Annotated in this window: 15 protein-coding genes and 1 tRNA gene; 8 read left to right on the top strand and 8 right to left on the bottom strand. The window is 63.1% G+C overall.

The annotated features are described in order from the left end of the window. Positions 1–6: 6 nt before the first annotated feature. Together JG739_RS08455 and JG739_RS08450 are read right to left on the bottom strand one after the other, a co-directional pair. Positions 7–759, bottom strand: a complete 753-nt coding sequence (locus JG739_RS08455; protein WP_202366066.1) for a sulfite exporter TauE/SafE family protein — start codon at positions 757–759, stop codon at positions 7–9. Between the two features lie 167 nt (positions 760–926). Beyond that, positions 927–1391 carry an Hsp20 family protein gene (locus JG739_RS08450; RefSeq protein ID WP_202366065.1) on the bottom strand — a complete coding sequence of 155 codons (465 nt, stop codon included), beginning with the start codon at positions 1389–1391 and terminating at the stop codon, positions 927–929. Positions 1392–1935: 544 nt separating this feature from the next. Here JG739_RS08450 and JG739_RS08445 point away from each other — a divergent pair. Beyond that, on the top strand, positions 1936–2928 hold the full coding sequence (locus JG739_RS08445; RefSeq protein ID WP_202366064.1) for an alpha/beta fold hydrolase: 993 nt from the start codon (positions 1936–1938) through the stop codon (positions 2926–2928). A 126-nt stretch (positions 2929–3054) separates the two neighbouring features. Here the strand turns inward: JG739_RS08445 and JG739_RS08440 are convergent, their stop codons facing one another. The 3 genes from JG739_RS08440 to JG739_RS08430 form a co-directional block, all read right to left on the bottom strand. Beyond that, complete coding sequence (locus JG739_RS08440; protein ID WP_202366063.1) at positions 3055–3582, bottom strand: DUF1579 domain-containing protein; 528 nt, start codon at positions 3580–3582, stop codon at positions 3055–3057. A gap of 95 nt (positions 3583–3677) precedes the next feature. Continuing rightward, complete coding sequence (gene hisN / locus JG739_RS08435; RefSeq protein ID WP_202366062.1) at positions 3678–4451, bottom strand: histidinol-phosphatase; 774 nt, start codon at positions 4449–4451, stop codon at positions 3678–3680. Between the two features lie 364 nt (positions 4452–4815). Further along, positions 4816–5772: an N-formylglutamate amidohydrolase gene (locus JG739_RS08430; protein ID WP_202366061.1), complete on the bottom strand. Its 957-nt coding sequence runs from the start codon at positions 5770–5772 to the stop codon at positions 4816–4818. 147 nt (positions 5773–5919) lie between these two features. Here JG739_RS08430 and cpdR point away from each other — a divergent pair, with 147 nt between their 5' ends. Together cpdR and JG739_RS08420 are read left to right on the top strand one after the other, a co-directional pair. Continuing rightward, the gene (cpdR, locus tag JG739_RS08425; protein WP_202366060.1) at positions 5920–6282 is read left to right on the top strand and encodes a cell cycle two-component system response regulator CpdR; all 363 of its coding nucleotides are present in this window, start codon (positions 5920–5922) and stop codon (positions 6280–6282) included. Positions 6283–6400: 118 nt separating this feature from the next. After that, positions 6401–6475, top strand: a tRNA-Val gene (locus JG739_RS08420). 331 nt (positions 6476–6806) lie between these two features. Here the strand turns inward: JG739_RS08420 and JG739_RS08415 are convergent. From JG739_RS08415 to JG739_RS08405, 3 genes are all read right to left on the bottom strand, one after another. Next, positions 6807–7049, bottom strand: coding sequence for a GIY-YIG nuclease family protein (locus tag JG739_RS08415; RefSeq protein WP_244749930.1), 243 nt, complete (start codon positions 7047–7049; stop codon positions 6807–6809). Between the two features lie 351 nt (positions 7050–7400). Further along, complete coding sequence (gene fcl / locus JG739_RS08410; protein WP_202366058.1) at positions 7401–8363, bottom strand: GDP-L-fucose synthase; 963 nt, start codon at positions 8361–8363, stop codon at positions 7401–7403. Positions 8364–8505: 142 nt separating this feature from the next. Next, a complete protein-coding gene (locus JG739_RS08405) occupies positions 8506–9660 on the bottom strand; it encodes a dihydrodipicolinate synthase family protein (protein WP_202366057.1) in 1155 nt (384 codons plus the stop codon). A 217-nt stretch (positions 9661–9877) separates the two neighbouring features. On the opposite strand from JG739_RS08405, the gene JG739_RS08400 reads away from it, so the two are divergent. The 5 genes from JG739_RS08400 to JG739_RS08380 are packed head-to-tail and all read left to right on the top strand — an operon-like array spanning position 9878 to position 15838. Continuing rightward, entirely contained in the window at positions 9878–10921 is a 1044-nt protein-coding gene (locus tag JG739_RS08400; RefSeq protein WP_202366056.1) for a LacI family DNA-binding transcriptional regulator, read from the top strand. After that, on the top strand, positions 10918–11934 hold the full coding sequence (locus tag JG739_RS08395) for a Gfo/Idh/MocA family protein (protein ID WP_202366055.1): 1017 nt from the start codon (positions 10918–10920) through the stop codon (positions 11932–11934). The genes JG739_RS08400 and JG739_RS08395 overlap by 4 nt, the downstream gene beginning before the upstream one ends. Positions 11935–11981: 47 nt before the next feature. Next, positions 11982–13532, top strand: a complete 1551-nt coding sequence (locus JG739_RS08390; protein WP_446720561.1) for an acyl CoA:acetate/3-ketoacid CoA transferase — start codon at positions 11982–11984, stop codon at positions 13530–13532. After that, complete coding sequence (locus JG739_RS08385) at positions 13525–14301, top strand: enoyl-CoA hydratase/isomerase family protein (RefSeq protein ID WP_202366053.1); 777 nt, start codon at positions 13525–13527, stop codon at positions 14299–14301. Before JG739_RS08390 ends, JG739_RS08385 begins: the two co-directional genes overlap by 8 nt. Before the next feature lie 25 nt (positions 14302–14326). Continuing rightward, on the top strand, positions 14327–15838 hold the full coding sequence (locus tag JG739_RS08380) for an aldehyde dehydrogenase family protein (protein WP_202366052.1): 1512 nt from the start codon (positions 14327–14329) through the stop codon (positions 15836–15838). Positions 15839–15871 lie beyond the last annotated feature (33 nt).

Below are 15871 nucleotides of genomic sequence, written 5' to 3'. Positions count from 1 at the left end.
TTAGGGCTAAGCCAGGAAGGGCCGCACCAGAAGCTCGAAGCCGAGCAGGATCAGAAAAATCAGAAACCAGCGCCGGAAGGTTTTTGGGTTGATCCGTTGCCTGAGGACCTGCCCGAGCCACATGCCAAGCAAGGCTGGAGCAACGGCCAGCGAAGACATCGCGATATGCTCAAGCTGGAACGCCCCATGCGAGGCTAGGCCGACCGCTAGCGCAATGGTCGACACGGTAAAGGAAAGACCGAGCGCCTGGATCAGGTCATCCTTGCCCAGTCCCAATGCCTGGATATAGGGGACGGCGGGAACCACGAATACCCCCGTGCCGCCCGTGACAATGCCGGTGATGAAACCGACTGCGGGTGACGACCAGCCCTCGGCTGGCACCGGGACGGTCAATTGGCGGGCCAGCAAGGTGTAGGCGCCATACGCGATCAAAGCGGCACCAAGACCGGCGGTCGTCCACTTGACGTTGTCGCTGGCCAGCAGCCATGAGCCCGCCACGGTGCCGATCAGGATGCCAATCATCATCAGCCACAGCCGGCGCAGGATCGACGCAAAACTCGGGCCGGCGAACAACTGCCAGACATTGGTCGCGAAGGACGGAACAATAAGCAGCGAGGCAGCGGCGACCGGTGGCATGATCGTACCCAGCAGCCCCATCGCCAGCGTCGGCAACCCCATGCCAGTGACGCCCTTGACGATACCGGCCAGCAGGAAGGTGATGGCGATTGTGCCTGTCAGCGTCAAAGAAAAATCAGACATCGCGTCCTTGATGGTCTCGGCGATCGAGATGACTCAGGCCGCAGGATGACGCAGCGCCGCTCGCCACGAAAGGGCCAGGACCTGTGGTCCTGGATGGCACAGGCATACAAAAAGCGGCGCCTTTCGGCGCCGCTCTCGTCTAGGAGACGGGCTTTTAATTGCTGAGGTCAAGCAGCGGTCTTGGCCTCGATCTGCTTGGCCTTCGCCGAAGACGCGGTGATCGCGATCTTGCGCGGCTTCAACTCCTCGGGAATGTTGCGCTTGAGGTCGACGAAGAGCAGGCCGTTCTTCAGCGAGGCGCCGACGACGTCAACATGGTCGGCAAGCTGGAAGCGGCGCTCAAAGGCCCGGCTGGCGATACCGCGATAGAGCAGTTCGGAGCCTTCGCCATTGCCCTCCTTGCGCTCACCCTTGACAGTCAGAACGTTGCGGTGAGCCTCGATCGAGAGCTCATCGTCCGAGAATCCGGCGACCGCCATCGAGATGCGGTAGGAATCCTCACCGGTGCGCTCGATGTTGTAGGGCGGATAGGTCTGCCCACCTTCCGGCTGCGCAAGCGAATCAAGCATGGTGAACAGCCGGTCGAAACCGACGGTCGAACGATAGAGCGGGGAAAAATCAACATGACGCATAGTGTGTTCTCCTGTTGAGCAACAAGGTTTGCGTATGGCCGGTGCGAAACCCGTGACGGCGTTCCGGATAGGCCAGCAGCCCCGACATTGGCGGCCGCAGCAGACATTTGGGGAGCACGAGAAGGCATTTCAAGATTCTGCCGCCTCGATGAACGGCAGATGAACCGCGGCTTCGGCGGACGTTCAGCTAAGTCGCGCTAGGCTGCTTCCAGGATCAAGGAACAGGCGGCGGTTACGGCGTCGCGCGTCCTCTCGGACACGCAGGCTGTAACACTTTGATTGCGCATGATTCACAGCGAAATCGGCTGCGGTTTTCGGGGTTATGCGCGAGATTGCCGCAACGGGGCCGACCGGGTGTAACGTCCCTTCCTCCCGGATCGACGGGGGGCCGGAAGCATGCCGCAAGCTGCTTTCGGCCTCACTCGCCGGCTGCCTCGTGCAGCCTTTCCTGCGCGTCCGGAATTCCTTTGCTTTTGCTGCATGGGCGTCTATGCCTACAAAAGCTTGCGCCATGCAGGCAGCGACACTTAAAACGCAGCGCCGAATGACGGACCTCCCCGACGAAATCCCTTTGATCGACAAAATTCCCCTTTTCCTCGAAACTCCGGGCAATCCGCTGCCGGAGAATGCCGCCGGTGGTTTCTTCACCACGCGCGACGGCAAGAAGATCCGCTATGGCCTCTTTCCCGCCGTTGCCCGCCCGCTGACGGGCACCGTGGTCGTTTTGACCGGCCGCAACGAGTGCATCGAAAAATATTTCGAGACCATTCGCAACCTTGCCGACCGCGGCTTTGGCGTCGCCACCTTCGACTGGCGCGGCCAGGGCGGTTCCGACCGGCTGATCGGCGACCGCGAGCGCGGCTATGTCCGCAGCTTCTTCGACTACACCGGCGACCTGGAACAGTTCTTCGAGGAGATCGTGCTGCCCGACTGCCGGGGGCCATATTACATATTGGCCCATTCGGCTGGGGCGGTGATCACGCTGCTTGCCGGGCCGTCGATGGTGAACCGCGTACGCCGCATGGTACTGATCGCGCCCTTCCTGGCCGTGCCCGACCTGCCGGTCTCGACCACCACCGTTCGCCGCCTCTGCTCGCTGTTCTGTCTGCTGGGCCTTGGCAAGCTTTATGCCGCCTGGGGTCCGCGGCCCAGAAGAACCATTCCGTTTGCCACCAACATGGTGACATCGGATCCGGAGCGGTATCTGCGCAACACGCTGATCTACGAAACCTACCCGAAACTGGCGCTCGGCGGCCCGACGATCCGCTGGCTGAAAGCGGCGGCTGAGGCGTCCGAGGCCGTCAGCGATCCCGACTTCATGGCCAGGATCCAGGTTCCCCTGCTGGTGGTCGCCGCGGGCGCCGACCAGGTCGTCTCGACGAAGGCGGTGGAAACCTACACCAGACGCCTGCGTCTAGGTTCGCTGCTGGTGATCGATGGCGCACGCCATGAAATATTGCAGGAAGCCGACTTTTTTCGCGAGCAGTTCTTTGCCGCCTTCGATGCCTTCATCCCGGGAAGCGACGACACCGCCTGATTGAGTGCCGTGCTCCCCCCGCGCGGAAGACCGCTCCAAATCATTGAAAACATGACCTGGCTCGAAAAAAGTCTTGGCTTGAAAACATGACTTGGCTCGAAAAATGTCTGCCAACTCGATCTCCCCCTACGCTTGCCGGGCGAAATCCATGACCCAGTTGATCTCCCAGGTATTGCCGCCATCCGATGAAAAAGCCTGCTCCCAGCGCGCCGATCTTTCAGTGATCCGCGACCACAGGAAGCGAACCAGGATATCGCGTCCGTCGAAGACGTCTTCACACAGGAACGTGCCGACGCCTGCTTCGAAGGCGCCGCGCATCGGAACATCGATGGTCGCCGGATTGCGGCCGTCGAGCCACCAGATCGACCATTGTCTCGTCGCCGGATCGAAGGTCCGCAGCGTGGCGGCGCGATAGGCGCCGCCGGGTAATCCAATGACATTGTCGTCGACATTGCCGAGCCCGCCAAGGATCGGGCGCACCTCGCATGTCCCGCCAAACACGTCCCAGTTCGTGTCGCCTTGCAGCCGCTTCTGCAATCTTCGATGGTTGACTTTCCAGCGTCCGAAGAAGAAATCGAAGTCGGCCCTGCCATCTCCCAGGGCATTTTCTGCTGGAGCATTTTCGGAACGGCTGGCTGTTGACTGCGTCCGCATGTGATTCCCTTCCGTGACATAGTCTCCATAGCCGAGAGCTGCTGACACCCTCCCGTCAGGAGCGTGGGCTATGCAACGGCCAACTGCCAGCCGACTCAGCCACGCAGCGCCGCCATCGCGGCGGCATGAAGCTCCGGCGTTGCCGCAGCCAGGATGTCGCCGCCCCTTTCCGCCGGTCCGCCTTCGAAGGTGGTGACGACGCCGCCGGCCTTCTCGATGATCGGGATCAGCGCGACGATATCGTAGGGTTTCAAACCGGGGTCGGCGACGATGTCGACGCTTCCCGCCGCGACCATGGCGAAGGCGTAGCAGTCGGTGCCGTAGCGGGCGAGTTGGACCTGCCGCTCGAACAGGTCGTAACGCAGGCGCGCGTCTCCCTTGAACAGTGCCGGCGTGGTGGTGAACAGCGTCGCCTCGGCGAGGCTTATCGTCTTGCGTGTCGTCAGCCTTCGCGGCCCGCCCGGGCCTTCATAATGGGCGCCGGACGCGTTGGCGTAGAAAAGCTCGCCGGTGAAGGGCTGCGACATCATCCCGGCAACGGCATCGCCGTCGACGGTCAGCCCGACCAACGTTCCCCACACCGGCAGGCCGGAAATGAAGGCACGGGTGCCGTCGATCGGATCGATCACCCAGACATGCCTGCTGGTAATGTTCTCGCTGCCATGCTCCTCGCCGAGGATGCCGTGATCGGGATATTCCGCTGATATAAGCGCGCGAATGACCCGCTCAGTCTCGCGGTCGGCCTCGGTGACCGGGTCGAAGCTGCCTTGCTCCTTGTTGGCGACCGCGCCCTGGCTGCGGAAGCGCGGCAAGGTTTCGGCAGCGGCGGCACGCGCAATGCGCCGCATGAAATCGATGCTGATATCCAACTGAGTCTCCCCGCGGTTAGCGTGCTGGAACCATCGTCTGCCTGTGGATTTCCGCCAAAACAAGGGCGTGCGGGACTTTTGCGCATCGACAACTGTTGCTCGAATGCAACGCTGGCGCCCTCGAAACTCAGTTTCCACATCATAGTGAATTAAAAACGGCTTGACATTTGTGCATCGCACAATAGATTTGTTCTCGGACAGGTTTTCCTGTCCATGCCCTCCTTGGGCGTTTCCTCCCTAGACTTCGACCGTGTCGTGCAAACGATGCGGTCTTTTTTTCGGCGCGGCAGCCAGCCGATTGCGCGTCCCCGACCGGCACGCCGACGCCCTTATCCGGCGCAAGATCTCGATTCGATTTTCGGCATCATTCGGCGGCAAGCGGCAGGTCGATGAAATTGTGGTCGGGCATTGCCATCAGGTCGGCCGAGAATTGCGCCAGATCGTCGGCGAGTGCATCGAAGCCGGCGGATTTCTGGAACGTCCGCTCGTTCATGTAGATCCCGCGATTGACCTCGATCTGCAGCGCATGGAGATGGCGCACAGGGCGGCCATAGTGCTCGGTGATGAAGCCTCCGGCGTAGGGCTTGTTATGGGCGACGGTATAGCCCATGCCGATGAGCAGGCCGATCGCCGTCTCGGTCAGCGCTGCCGAGGCCGACATGCCGAAACGGTCGCCGACGATGAAGTCGGGCCTGACACCGCTGTCGCCGACCCTGATGCTCGCCGGCATCGAGTGGCAATCGATCAGCACGGCAAAGCCGAACCGCGCATTGGTCGTGGTCAAAAGCCGTTTCAGCGTCTCGTGATAAGGCTTGTAGACGGCCTCGATACGCGCGACGGCTTCCGCCAGCGGCAAGCGGCCGGCATAGATGTCGAGCCCTTCTCCCACCAGCTTGGGCACGGTGCCAAGCCCGCCGGCGACGCGCGCCGAACGGATATTGCAGAACGACGGCACCGGTTCGGCGAACATGCGCGGATCGAGTTCCCAGGGCTCCCGGTTGACGTCGAGATAGGCGCGCGGGAAGTTTGCCGCCAGCATCGGCGCGCCGAGCGCGACGGCGCCGCCGAACAATTCGTCGACATAGCAATCTTCGGAGCGGCGGATGGCGTTTCGGTCCAGCCTTGCCATCGCCAGGAACCGGTCCGGATAGTGACGGCCGCTATGCGGCGAGTTGAAAAGGAAGGGAACGCGCTGTTCGGCGCCCGACCGGATTTCGAAAGGGGGAACGACCGAAAAATCCTCGGCTGCCGTTTTCAACTTGAACGAACCCGGAAACACCAATGCATCATGATTGGAAAGGTGCCACCTCGCCGGCCGCATGTCCAGCGTTTCGGCGTGCGGACTGCTTTGTCAAAGGCCGATCGGGCCTTTATCGTTCACTTGATGTTTACCCTCGCCTCCTCATATACAGGATGGTTAACGGGCTGCCCCACGGCAGTCCCGGGCGGGTGATTCGGACGGGATAAGATGGCACGCATTCTACTGGCGGAAGACGACGACGACATGCGCCGGTTCCTCGTCAAGGCGCTGGAGCGTGCCGGCTACCAGGTCAGCGATTTCGACAATGGCGCCAGCGCCTATGAACGGCTGCGCGAAGAGCCGTTCTCACTGCTCTTGACCGATATCGTCATGCCGGAGATGGACGGCATTGAACTCGCCCGCCGCGCCACCGAGATCGATCCCGACCTCAAGGTCATGTTCATCACCGGCTTCGCCGCCGTCGCGCTCAATCCGGATTCCCAGGCGCCGAAAGACGCCAAGGTGCTGTCGAAGCCGTTCCATTTGCGCGACCTCGTCAACGAGGTCGAAAAGATGCTGCAGGCAGCCTGACACGCTTTCCGCCGCCGGCTTCCGGCGCGCCTTCGACGGCGTGGCAAGGCGAACCGTTCTTTCCCTTTTCCTGCTATTGACGCGCCGGAGCAAAAATGGTGTATGCGCGGCTTCGGATGGGCGTGTAGCTCAGCGGGAGAGCACTGCATTGACATTGCAGGGGTCACAGGTTCAATCCCTGTCACGCCCACCATCCAGACAATCCGCCGTCTCTCGTACCCGTGGATTTCCTCTCTTACGGGCGCGCTTCTGGTTGGACCGGGTGGATGCCGTATTTCGGCAAGATCGAGGCGACACCCATTACTCTTGACCACGGTCATGAGAGTTCCTCTGCACAGTGATTTTGACAGATCGGCGATCTGCAGTGAACGCGGAGTGAGTGGCGAATCGCAAACCGTTGAGACTAGCGAATGCGTCCATCGCTTCGTCATCCTAGGGCAAGCAAGGAGCGAAGCGACGCGGCGCAGACCCTGGGATCCATGACGTTACCTCAGCCGAAGAATGCAGCGGCCCAGAACCGAACGCTACCACCCCGTCCCGCGAAAAAGCTCGAACCACTCCGGATTGCTCTTCTCGACCAGCTCGATCTTCCATTGCCGCAGCCAGCGCTTCAGCGACTTTTCGCGCTGGATAGCGTCGCGAATGTCGAAATATTCCTCGTACCAGACCAGACCCTGCACGCCGTAGCGGCTGGTGAAGCGCGAGCCTTCGCCGGATTTGTGCTCCGGCATGCGGCGGCCGAGATCATTGGTGACGCCGACGTAGATCGTGCCGCGCCGCGGTCATGGTGGCATAGCCCGATCATCGCGGAAGCGTAAGGAGCGCCATTGCGGATGGCCATTGCGGATGCAAGCGCCGTTCTGGGCCGCTGCAGTCTTCGGCTTATGTCACGGCATAGATCCCAGGGTCTCCGCGACGTCGCTTCGCTCCTGCTCCGTCCTAGGATGACGAAGGTGTGGTGGCCTGTGTACGTTGGATCGGCGGCTGCAGGCCGGCCGGCAGTGACCGACAGTCAAAGAACCAAATCCCCTGTGCAGAGGAAATCGTTTTGCGACTTTGCATTGGCCATGGCCAAGAGACGACCGCCCAGGCCGTCATGCAGCAATCAGCGTCGACGATCAAGCCGCACCGAGGCGGAGATCGCCCGTCTCGATGTGCCGGAGAAACCAGGCATAGGTCTGCTCCAGTCCGCTCTGAAGCGAGTATCGCGGCCGCCAGCCGGTGGCAAACAGGCGCGATACGTCCATCAGCTTGCGCGGCGTGCCGTCCGGCTTCGTCGCATCGAATGTGAGCACCGCCTCGGCGCCGACGACGGCGAGCATGGTGCGGGCCAGCTCGGCAATGGTGATGTCTTCGCCCGAGCCGACATTGACGTGGCTGTCGCCGGCATAGTTTTTCAGCAGCCAGACCAGGGCGTCGGCGGCGTCATCGACATGCAGGAACTCGCGCATCGGCGTGCCCGATCCCCAGACTTCCAGGGTTTTGTCGCCGGCGCGCTTGGCCTTGTGCGCCTTGCGCATCAGGGCTGGTACGACATGGCTGGTGGAGAGGTCGAAATTGTCGCCGGGGCCATAGAGATTGGTCGGCATCGCCGAGATGTACTCGACACCGTATTGGCGCCGATAGGCCTGGCACAGTTTCAGCCCAGCGATCTTGGCGATCGCGTACCATTCGTTGGTCGGCTCGAGCGGACCGGTGAGCAAAGCGTCCTCGGAGATCGGCTGCGCCGCAAACTTCGGATAGATGCAGGACGAACCGAGAAACAGCAATTTCTGCACCTCGTTGCGGAAGGCGCTCTCGATGACATTGGTCTGCATGATGAGATTGTCCTGCAGAAAATCGACCGGCAATTTGTTGTTGGCCAGGATACCCCCGACCTTGGCCGCCGCCATCACCACCGCGTCCGGCCTGTGGCCAGCCATCCAGCGCCGCACGCCGGCCTGGTCTAGGAGATCGAGTTCATCGCGGGATGCGGTCAGGACCTCGCAGTCCTCGTCCGCCAGCCTGCGCGATATGGCCGAGCCGACCATGCCGCGATGCCCGGCCACGAAAACGCGCTTGCCCCTTAGATCGAAGTTCATTGGCGTATCCCTATGCAGAACGGCCGCTATGACCATCTGGCGTCGGCGCGCCGGATGGTCCTGCGTCGGACGCATAGCGCATAGAGATTTGCCGGGACAAGGCAAATCGGAGATTCGGGCGAGCTCTTCTTGCGCTTGGCGCTCAGACGCCCGCCACGGCGCACAGGCTCTTCATTCTTGCGCTGGCAAGCTCCGGGTCGGCCAGCAATCCGGCCTGGTCGGCAAGGCGGAACACATCGGCGTAGTGGCAGATGCCGCGTGCCGATTGCATGCCGCCGATCATCGAAAAATGGTCCTGGTGGCCGTTCAGCCACGCCATAAAGACGATACCGGCCTTGTAGTACTCGGTCGGCGCCTCGAAGATCTTTCGTGACAAAGGCACTGTCGGCGCCATCAGCGCGTCATAGCCGGCGCGATCGCCGTCGGTCAGCCTCGCCAGCGCGGCATTGGCGACCGGCGCGATGGCGTCGAAAATTCCGAGCAGCGCGTGCGAATGTCTTTGGCCATCGCCGGCGATCAACTCGGGGTAGTTGAAATCGTCACCGGTGAACATGACGACCCCTCCCGGTAGCCGGTTGCGCAGGGCAACCTCTCTGCCGGCATCGAGCAGCGATATTTTGATCCCCTCGACCTTGCCGGCATGGCGTTCGATGATGGCGACGACCGTATCGAGCGCAGTGTCGAAATCATGGCTGCCCCAGTAATTCTTCAGCGCCGGATCGAACATGTCGCCCAGCCAGTGCAGGATGACCTTGCCGGATGCCTGGGACAGGATGCGGTCATACACGCTGAAATAATCGTCGGGACCCTTGGCGATAGTCGCAAGCGCCCGGCTGGCCATCATGATCGCCTTGCCGCCCAGGCCCTCGATGAAACCGAACTGCTCCTCATAGGCCGCGACGACATTGTGGAGCGTACTGGCGGCGCTCGGCACCAGGTGGTCTGTTCCGGCGCCTGAGGCGAGATCGGCGCCCTCGACGGTTCGCGCCTCGGCGATCGAGCGGCGGATCAATTCCCTGGCGTTTGTCCAGTCGAAACCCATGCCGCGCTGCGAAGTGTCCATCGCCTCGGCGACGTGAAAGCCGAGCCGCCACAGATGATGGCGGAACGCCATCGTGCGCTCCCAGTCGACCGCAGGATGAGACCACGGATCGGCCATCGCCAAGGGATCGGCAACGACATGGGCGGCGGCATAGGCGATGCGCGAAAACCGCGCGCCGATCACCGGCTGTGCCGGCTGGCCGACCAAGTGGTAGCGAGTGCTGCGACCGCCCTCCCCGGGCAAGGCAATGTCCATCGGTTTCTCCCTTTGGCACGCCTATTAAATGGAACGTTCCAACAAATCAAGGACCTTTTGGATTCTTGGATCCACGCCCCAGAATGCTGCATCGTAGCGAGGGAAAGCCGTGAATGCCGGATTTTCGAATTTTGGTAAAAATCTTGATTGACTCAAATTCAGCTCAGAATTAGAACGTTCCAATAAATTCGACCAAAAAACACCGAGGACGATCTGGATGGCCAGCAGGCCCAAGGCGACGATACTCGACATTGCCCGTGAGGCGGGGGTGTCCAAGTCGACGGTGTCGCTGGTGCTGCAGGGCAGCGATCTGATCCGGCCTGAGACCGCGCTGAAGGTTCGCAAGGCGATCGAGGATGTCGGCTATGTCTACAACCGCGGCGCCGCCAATCTGCGCAAGGCCCATTCCAACGTCATCGGCATGGTCATCAACGACCTTACTAACCCATTTTTCGCCGAAATGGCGGTCGGCATGGAGCGTGTCTTCCAGTCGGCGGGCATCGTGCCGTTCATCGCCAACACGGCGGAGAACCCGGTGCGCCAGGAAGAGGTGCTGAAATCGCTGATGGAGCAAGGTGTCGCCGGGCTGATCGTGTCGCCGGCGCGCGGCACGGCGCCGGGTGCTTTCCGCCGCATCGAGATGGCGGGCCTTCCGATCGTCTTCACCATGCGCCGCCTCCCCGAGAGCCGCATCCCGGTGATCGCGCCCGACAATCATCGCGGCGCCTGGCTCGCCACCGCCCATCTGATCGGCAAAGGGCATCGCCGGCTGGCCTTCTTCGGCGGCTCATCGGATCTGGTGGTCTATCACGAGCGGCTGGGCGGATTTCGCGAGGCCTGCGCGGCGCTCGGCATCGCCAAACGCGACACGCTCGTCGTCGAAGGCGAAACCAGCCGCAAAGGCGGCATTGCCTGCCTGGAGAGGGCCCTCGCCACGGCCGAGCCGCCGACCGCGGCGCTGTGCTTTAACGATGCGGTCGCCTTCGGCGTCATGCTGGCGCTGCGCAAGCTCGGCCTCGAGCCCGGCGCGGATTTCGCCGTCGTCGGCTTCGACGACGTCATCGAAGCCCAGCATTACATGCCGGCGCTGACCAGCGTCGCGGTGGATTCGGCAGGCCTCGGCGAGCGCGCCGCCCATGTCATGCTCAAGATGATCCAGTCGCGCACCACGCGCGCCGAGGATCATATCGGCGCCGTCAACCTCGTCGTCAGGGACAGTTGCGGGCCTGATCGCCGTGCGGGAATGGGAGACGCGGCATGACCGTCAAATGGGGACTGATCGGCGCAAGCACGATTGCCAGGCAATTCGTGATCAACGCCATCCGCGCTCAGGCCGACGGAGAAATCGCGGCAGTGATGAGTTCCAGCCCGGAGCGAGCAACGGCCTATGCCAGGGAGAACGGCATTGCGCTTGCCGTCTCGACGCTCGATGAGTTGCTCGGCTCCGACGTCGACGCCGTCTACATCTCGACCACCAACGAGTTGCATCTCGAGCAGGCATTAGCCGCCATCAAGGCGGGAAAGCATGTGCTGTGCGAAAAGCCGCTGGCGCTGACCAGCGCCGATGCGCGCACAATGGTCGCCGCCGCCAGGGCAGCCGGTCTCGTGCTCGGCACCAACCATCATTTGCGCAATGCCGGCTCGCACCGGGCGATGCGCGATAGCATTGCCGGCGGCCGCATCGGCAAGCCGATTGCCGCGCGTGTCTTCCACTCGGTCTATCTGCCTGAGAATCTGCAGGGCTGGCGCATCACCAGGCCGGAAGCCGGCGGTGGCGTCGTGCTCGACATCACCGTGCATGATGCCGACACGTTGCGTTTCGTGCTCGCCGACGATCCGCTCGAGGTTTCGGCGTTCACGCAATCGGCCGGCATGGCCGCCAGCGGGTTGGAAGATGGCGCCATGTGCATCTGGCGATTCAGGTCGGGCGTCATTGCCCAGTCGCATGAGGGCTTCACCACCAAATTCGCCGGCACCGGCTTCGAGGTGCATGGCAGCGAAGGCTCGCTGATCGCGAAAGATGTGATGACGCAGAAGCCGATCGGTTCCGTGCTGCTGCGCACGGCAAAGGGCGAAGAGGAATTGAGCTTTGACCGCGAGGATCTCTATGTCAGGTCTTTGCGCCAGTTCCATGCGGCGATCGGTGGCCAAGGCCAGCCGTCGGCCACCGGCGAGGACGGCGTCTGGTCGCTGACCGCGGCCGAGGCGGCGTTGCAGTCAGCCAGGTCCGGCGTGGCCGTTGCGGTCGACCCGAAACTCGGGGGCGCAGGGTGAGCAAGCTTGTCTCCGCAGCGCAAGCCGCCAGCCTGATCGGGGACGGCATGGTCGTTTCCGTGTCGTCGTCGAGCGGCCTCGGCTGCCCCGATGCGGTGCTCGCCGCGATCGGCGAGCGCTTCGAGGCAGAGGGCCGTCCCAAGGACATCACGACGCTGCATCCAATCGCCGCCGGCGACATGTACGGCATCAGGGGTATCGACCATCTGGCCAAGCCCAGCCTGTTGAAGCGCACGCTGTGCGGTTCTTATCCCTCCGGCCCGTCCTCTTCGGAACCGCCGCAGATCTGGAAGATGATCGGCGACAATTCGGTCGCCGCCTACAACGTGCCGTCAGGCATACTGTTCGATATGCACCGCGAAGCCGCTGCCAAGCGCCCTGGCGTGCTGACCAAGGTCGGCCTCGATACCTTCGCCGACCCGCGTCATCAGGGCTGCGCCATGAATGCGGCGGCCAGCGAGCCGATCGTTTCGGTGCAGCAGTTCGACGGCGAGGAATGGCTCTATTTCCGCTCGATCGTGCCTGACATATCGATCATCCGGGCGACGACCGCCGATGAGCGCGGCAACCTGACCTATGAGCACGAGGGCGCTTATCTTGGTGGGCTGGAACAGGCGCTCGCCGCCCGCAACAATGGCGGCATCGTCATCGCGCAGGTCAAGCGCGTCGTCGAGAACGGCACGCTGAAGCCGCATGACGTGCGCGTGCCCGGCGTGCTGGTCGACCATATCGTGGTGGCGCCCGACCAGTTGCAGACGACGCTGACGCCTTACGATCCGGCCATCTCGGGCGAGATCTTCCGGCCGCTGTCGACCTTCCGCAATGCCGAGATGAGTGTCCAGAAGGTGATCGCGCGGCGCGTCGCCATGGAGCTTGCCGACGGCATGGCCGTCAATATCGGCTTCGGCATCTCGGCCAATGTGCCGCGCATCCTTATCGAGGAAGGCCAGCACGGCAAGGTCACCTGGGTGATAGAACAGGGCGCGGTCGGCGGCGTGCCGCTGCTCGATTTCAAGTTCGGCTGCTCGTCGAACGCCGACGCCTTCATGCCTTCGCCACACCAGTTCATCTACTTTCAGGGCGGCGGCTTCGACGCGTCGCTGCTGTCCTTCCTGCAGATCGACCGCCATGGCTCGGTCAACGTCTCGAAGCTTTCGGCCAGGCCGCATGTCACCGCCGGCGCCGGCGGTTTTGTCGACATCACCGCGCGAGCGAAGAAGATCGTGTTTTCCGGCTTCTTCAATGCCGGCGCCAAGCTGTCGCTGGCCGATGGCGGCATCCGCATCGACGGAGAGGGCAAGGTCAAGAAAGTGGTCGGCGAGGTCGAGCACATCTCCTTCTCGGGCAAGCGCGCGGTCGCGCAAGGACAGGACATCACCTATGTCACCGAGCGCTGTGTGATGAAGCTGACGCCCGCAGGGCTGATGGTGACGGAGTTGGCACCGGGCATCGACCTCGAGCGCGATGTGCTGGCGCAGGCCGAGATTCCGCTCGGTGTTGCCAACGACCTGAAAGTGACACCGGACGCGCTCTACCGTGACCGGCCGATCGGACTGTCGCTCAATGGCGGCGCCTCGCTTGGAGGCGCACATGGCTGAGCGTTTCGTCACCTTTGAAACCGACGGCGACCTCGGCATCGTCACGCTGCGCCGGCCGGAGAAATTCAACGCGCTCGACATCCCGATGCTGCGCGCGCTGGAAGCCGCGCTCGATACGGCCGAGGCCGCCGACGGCATCCGCGTCGTGCTGCTGTTTGGCGAAGGCAAGGGCTTTTGCGCCGGCGGCGACGTCGAAGCCTGGTCGCAAATGAGCGCCGCCGATTTTCAGGTGCAATGGGTGCGCTATGGCCACCGCGTCTTCGACCGGCTGGCGCGGTTGCGGCAGCCGACCATCGCCGTGCTGTGCGGCCATGCGCTGGGTGGCGGGCTGGAACTGGCGGCCGCCTGCGACTTCCGTGTCGCCGAGGCGCAGGTCAAATTAGGTTTTCCGGAAACCTCGATCGGCGTGGTGCCCGGCTGGTCCGGCACGCAGCGCGCGGTGCGCCGCTTCGGCGCGCAGACGGTGCGGCGCATGGCAATCGGCGGCGAGACGTTCGTGGCGGCCGAAGCACTCGCTCTGGGCATCGTCGACCGGGTGGTCGACACGGGCAAGGCATTCATCGAGGCCAAGGCCTGGGCCGGCAGGATCGCCGAGCGCGGCCCGTTGGCAACCGAGGCCGCCAAGCTGATGATCGCTGTCGCCGAAGGCGAGGAAAGTGCCGCCGCAACCGAGGCGCTGGCCAGTGGCTTCATCGCGCTGACCGGCGATCTCAATGCCGGTGTCGACGCTTTCAAGACCAAACAGAAACCAGCGTTTTCAAGATCCTAGAATGCGAGCGGAACCTGGAAATCACATGAACTTGCCCCTCACCATCGCCATGCCCGCCGAGGCATCCGCAGCGCCGAAGAGCTACCGGCTGCTGATCGACGGCAAGTTCGTCGATGCGCGCGACGGTCGCACGCTTGAGCGCAACAGCCCCGGCCACGGCTTCACCGTTTCGCGCTATGCGCAAGCCGGCGAAGCGGAAGTCGAGGCAGCGGTACAGGCTGCGCACAAGGCTTTCGAGATCGGCCCCTGGCCGCGCATGAAGGCCGGCGAGCGCGCCGCGATCCTGCTCAAGACGGCAGACCTGATCGAGGCGCGGCTCGAGGAGATCGCCCGGCTCGACGCGCTGGAATCCGGCAAGCCGATCGCCCAGGCACGCGGCGAGATCGGCGGCGCAGTCGACATCTGGCGCTATGCCGCAGCACTTGCCCGCACGCTGCATGGCGAGACCTACGCCAATCTCGGCGACGCCATGCTGGGCGTCGTGCTGCGCGAACCGATCGGCGTCGTCTCGATCATCACGCCATGGAATTTTCCGTTCCTCATCGTCAGCCAGAAACTGCCGTTCGCGCTCGCCGCCGGCTGCACCGCGGTGGTCAAGCCGAGCGAGATGACCTCGGCCTCGACCTTCGTGCTCGGCGACATCCTGATGCAGGCCGGCTTGCCGGACGGCGTCATCAACATCCTCGCCGGCCTGGGCGGCGATGTCGGCGCGCCGATCGTCAGCCATCCGCTGGTCGAGATGGTGTCGTTCACCGGCTCTACTCGCGTCGGCAAGATGACCATGGCGTCGGCTGCAAACACGCTGAAGAAAGTCTCGATGGAGCTCGGCGGAAAGAACGGCCAGATCGTCTTTCCAGATGCCGACCTTGAAGCGGCGGCCGACGCGGCGGTGTTCGGCGGCTTTTTCAACGCCGGCGAATGCTGCAACGCCGGCAGCCGGCTGATCGTCCACGAGGCGATCGCCGACGACTTCCTCGACGCGGTGAAGGCGCTCACCGCAAGGGTCATCGTCGGCGATCCGCTCGACGACAGCACCAAGGTCGGCGCGATGATCTCTTCCGAGCACCTCTCCAAGGTCACCGGCTACGTGGCGGCGGCGGCAAACGACGGCAGCAGCGTCTATTGCGGCGGCAAGCAGATCGCCTCCAGTGCCGGTCAGTATCTCGATCCGACCATCCTTCGCGGCGTCACCGAAGACATGGCCATTGCGCGTGAGGAAGTGTTCGGCCCGGTGCTTTCGGTGCTGACCTTTGCATCGATTGAAGAGGCGTTGCGCATCGCCAACAACACGCCCTATGGTCTGTCGGCGGGCGTGTGGAGCGCCAGCATCGACACCTGCATGTCGGTGGCGCGGAATGTGCGTTCGGGAACCGTTTGGGTGAACACGTTCATGGAAGGTTATCCGGAGCTGCCTTTCGGCGGCTACAAGCAGTCCGGTTTCGGACGCGAACTCGGCAAGCGCGCCGTCGAGGATTATACCGAGGAAAAGACGATCCAGTTTCATCGCGGCCAGCGCACCGGATGGTGGGTCGGCTGAGTTGGGAAGAACCCGGCGGACATCAGCCGGTCG

It is taken from the genome of Mesorhizobium sp. L-2-11, assembly GCF_016756595.1.
GTDB lineage: Bacteria > Pseudomonadota > Alphaproteobacteria > Rhizobiales > Rhizobiaceae > Mesorhizobium.
The sequence above is the reverse complement of the archived record's forward strand: the minus strand, read 5'-3'. Positions and strand labels throughout refer to the sequence as shown.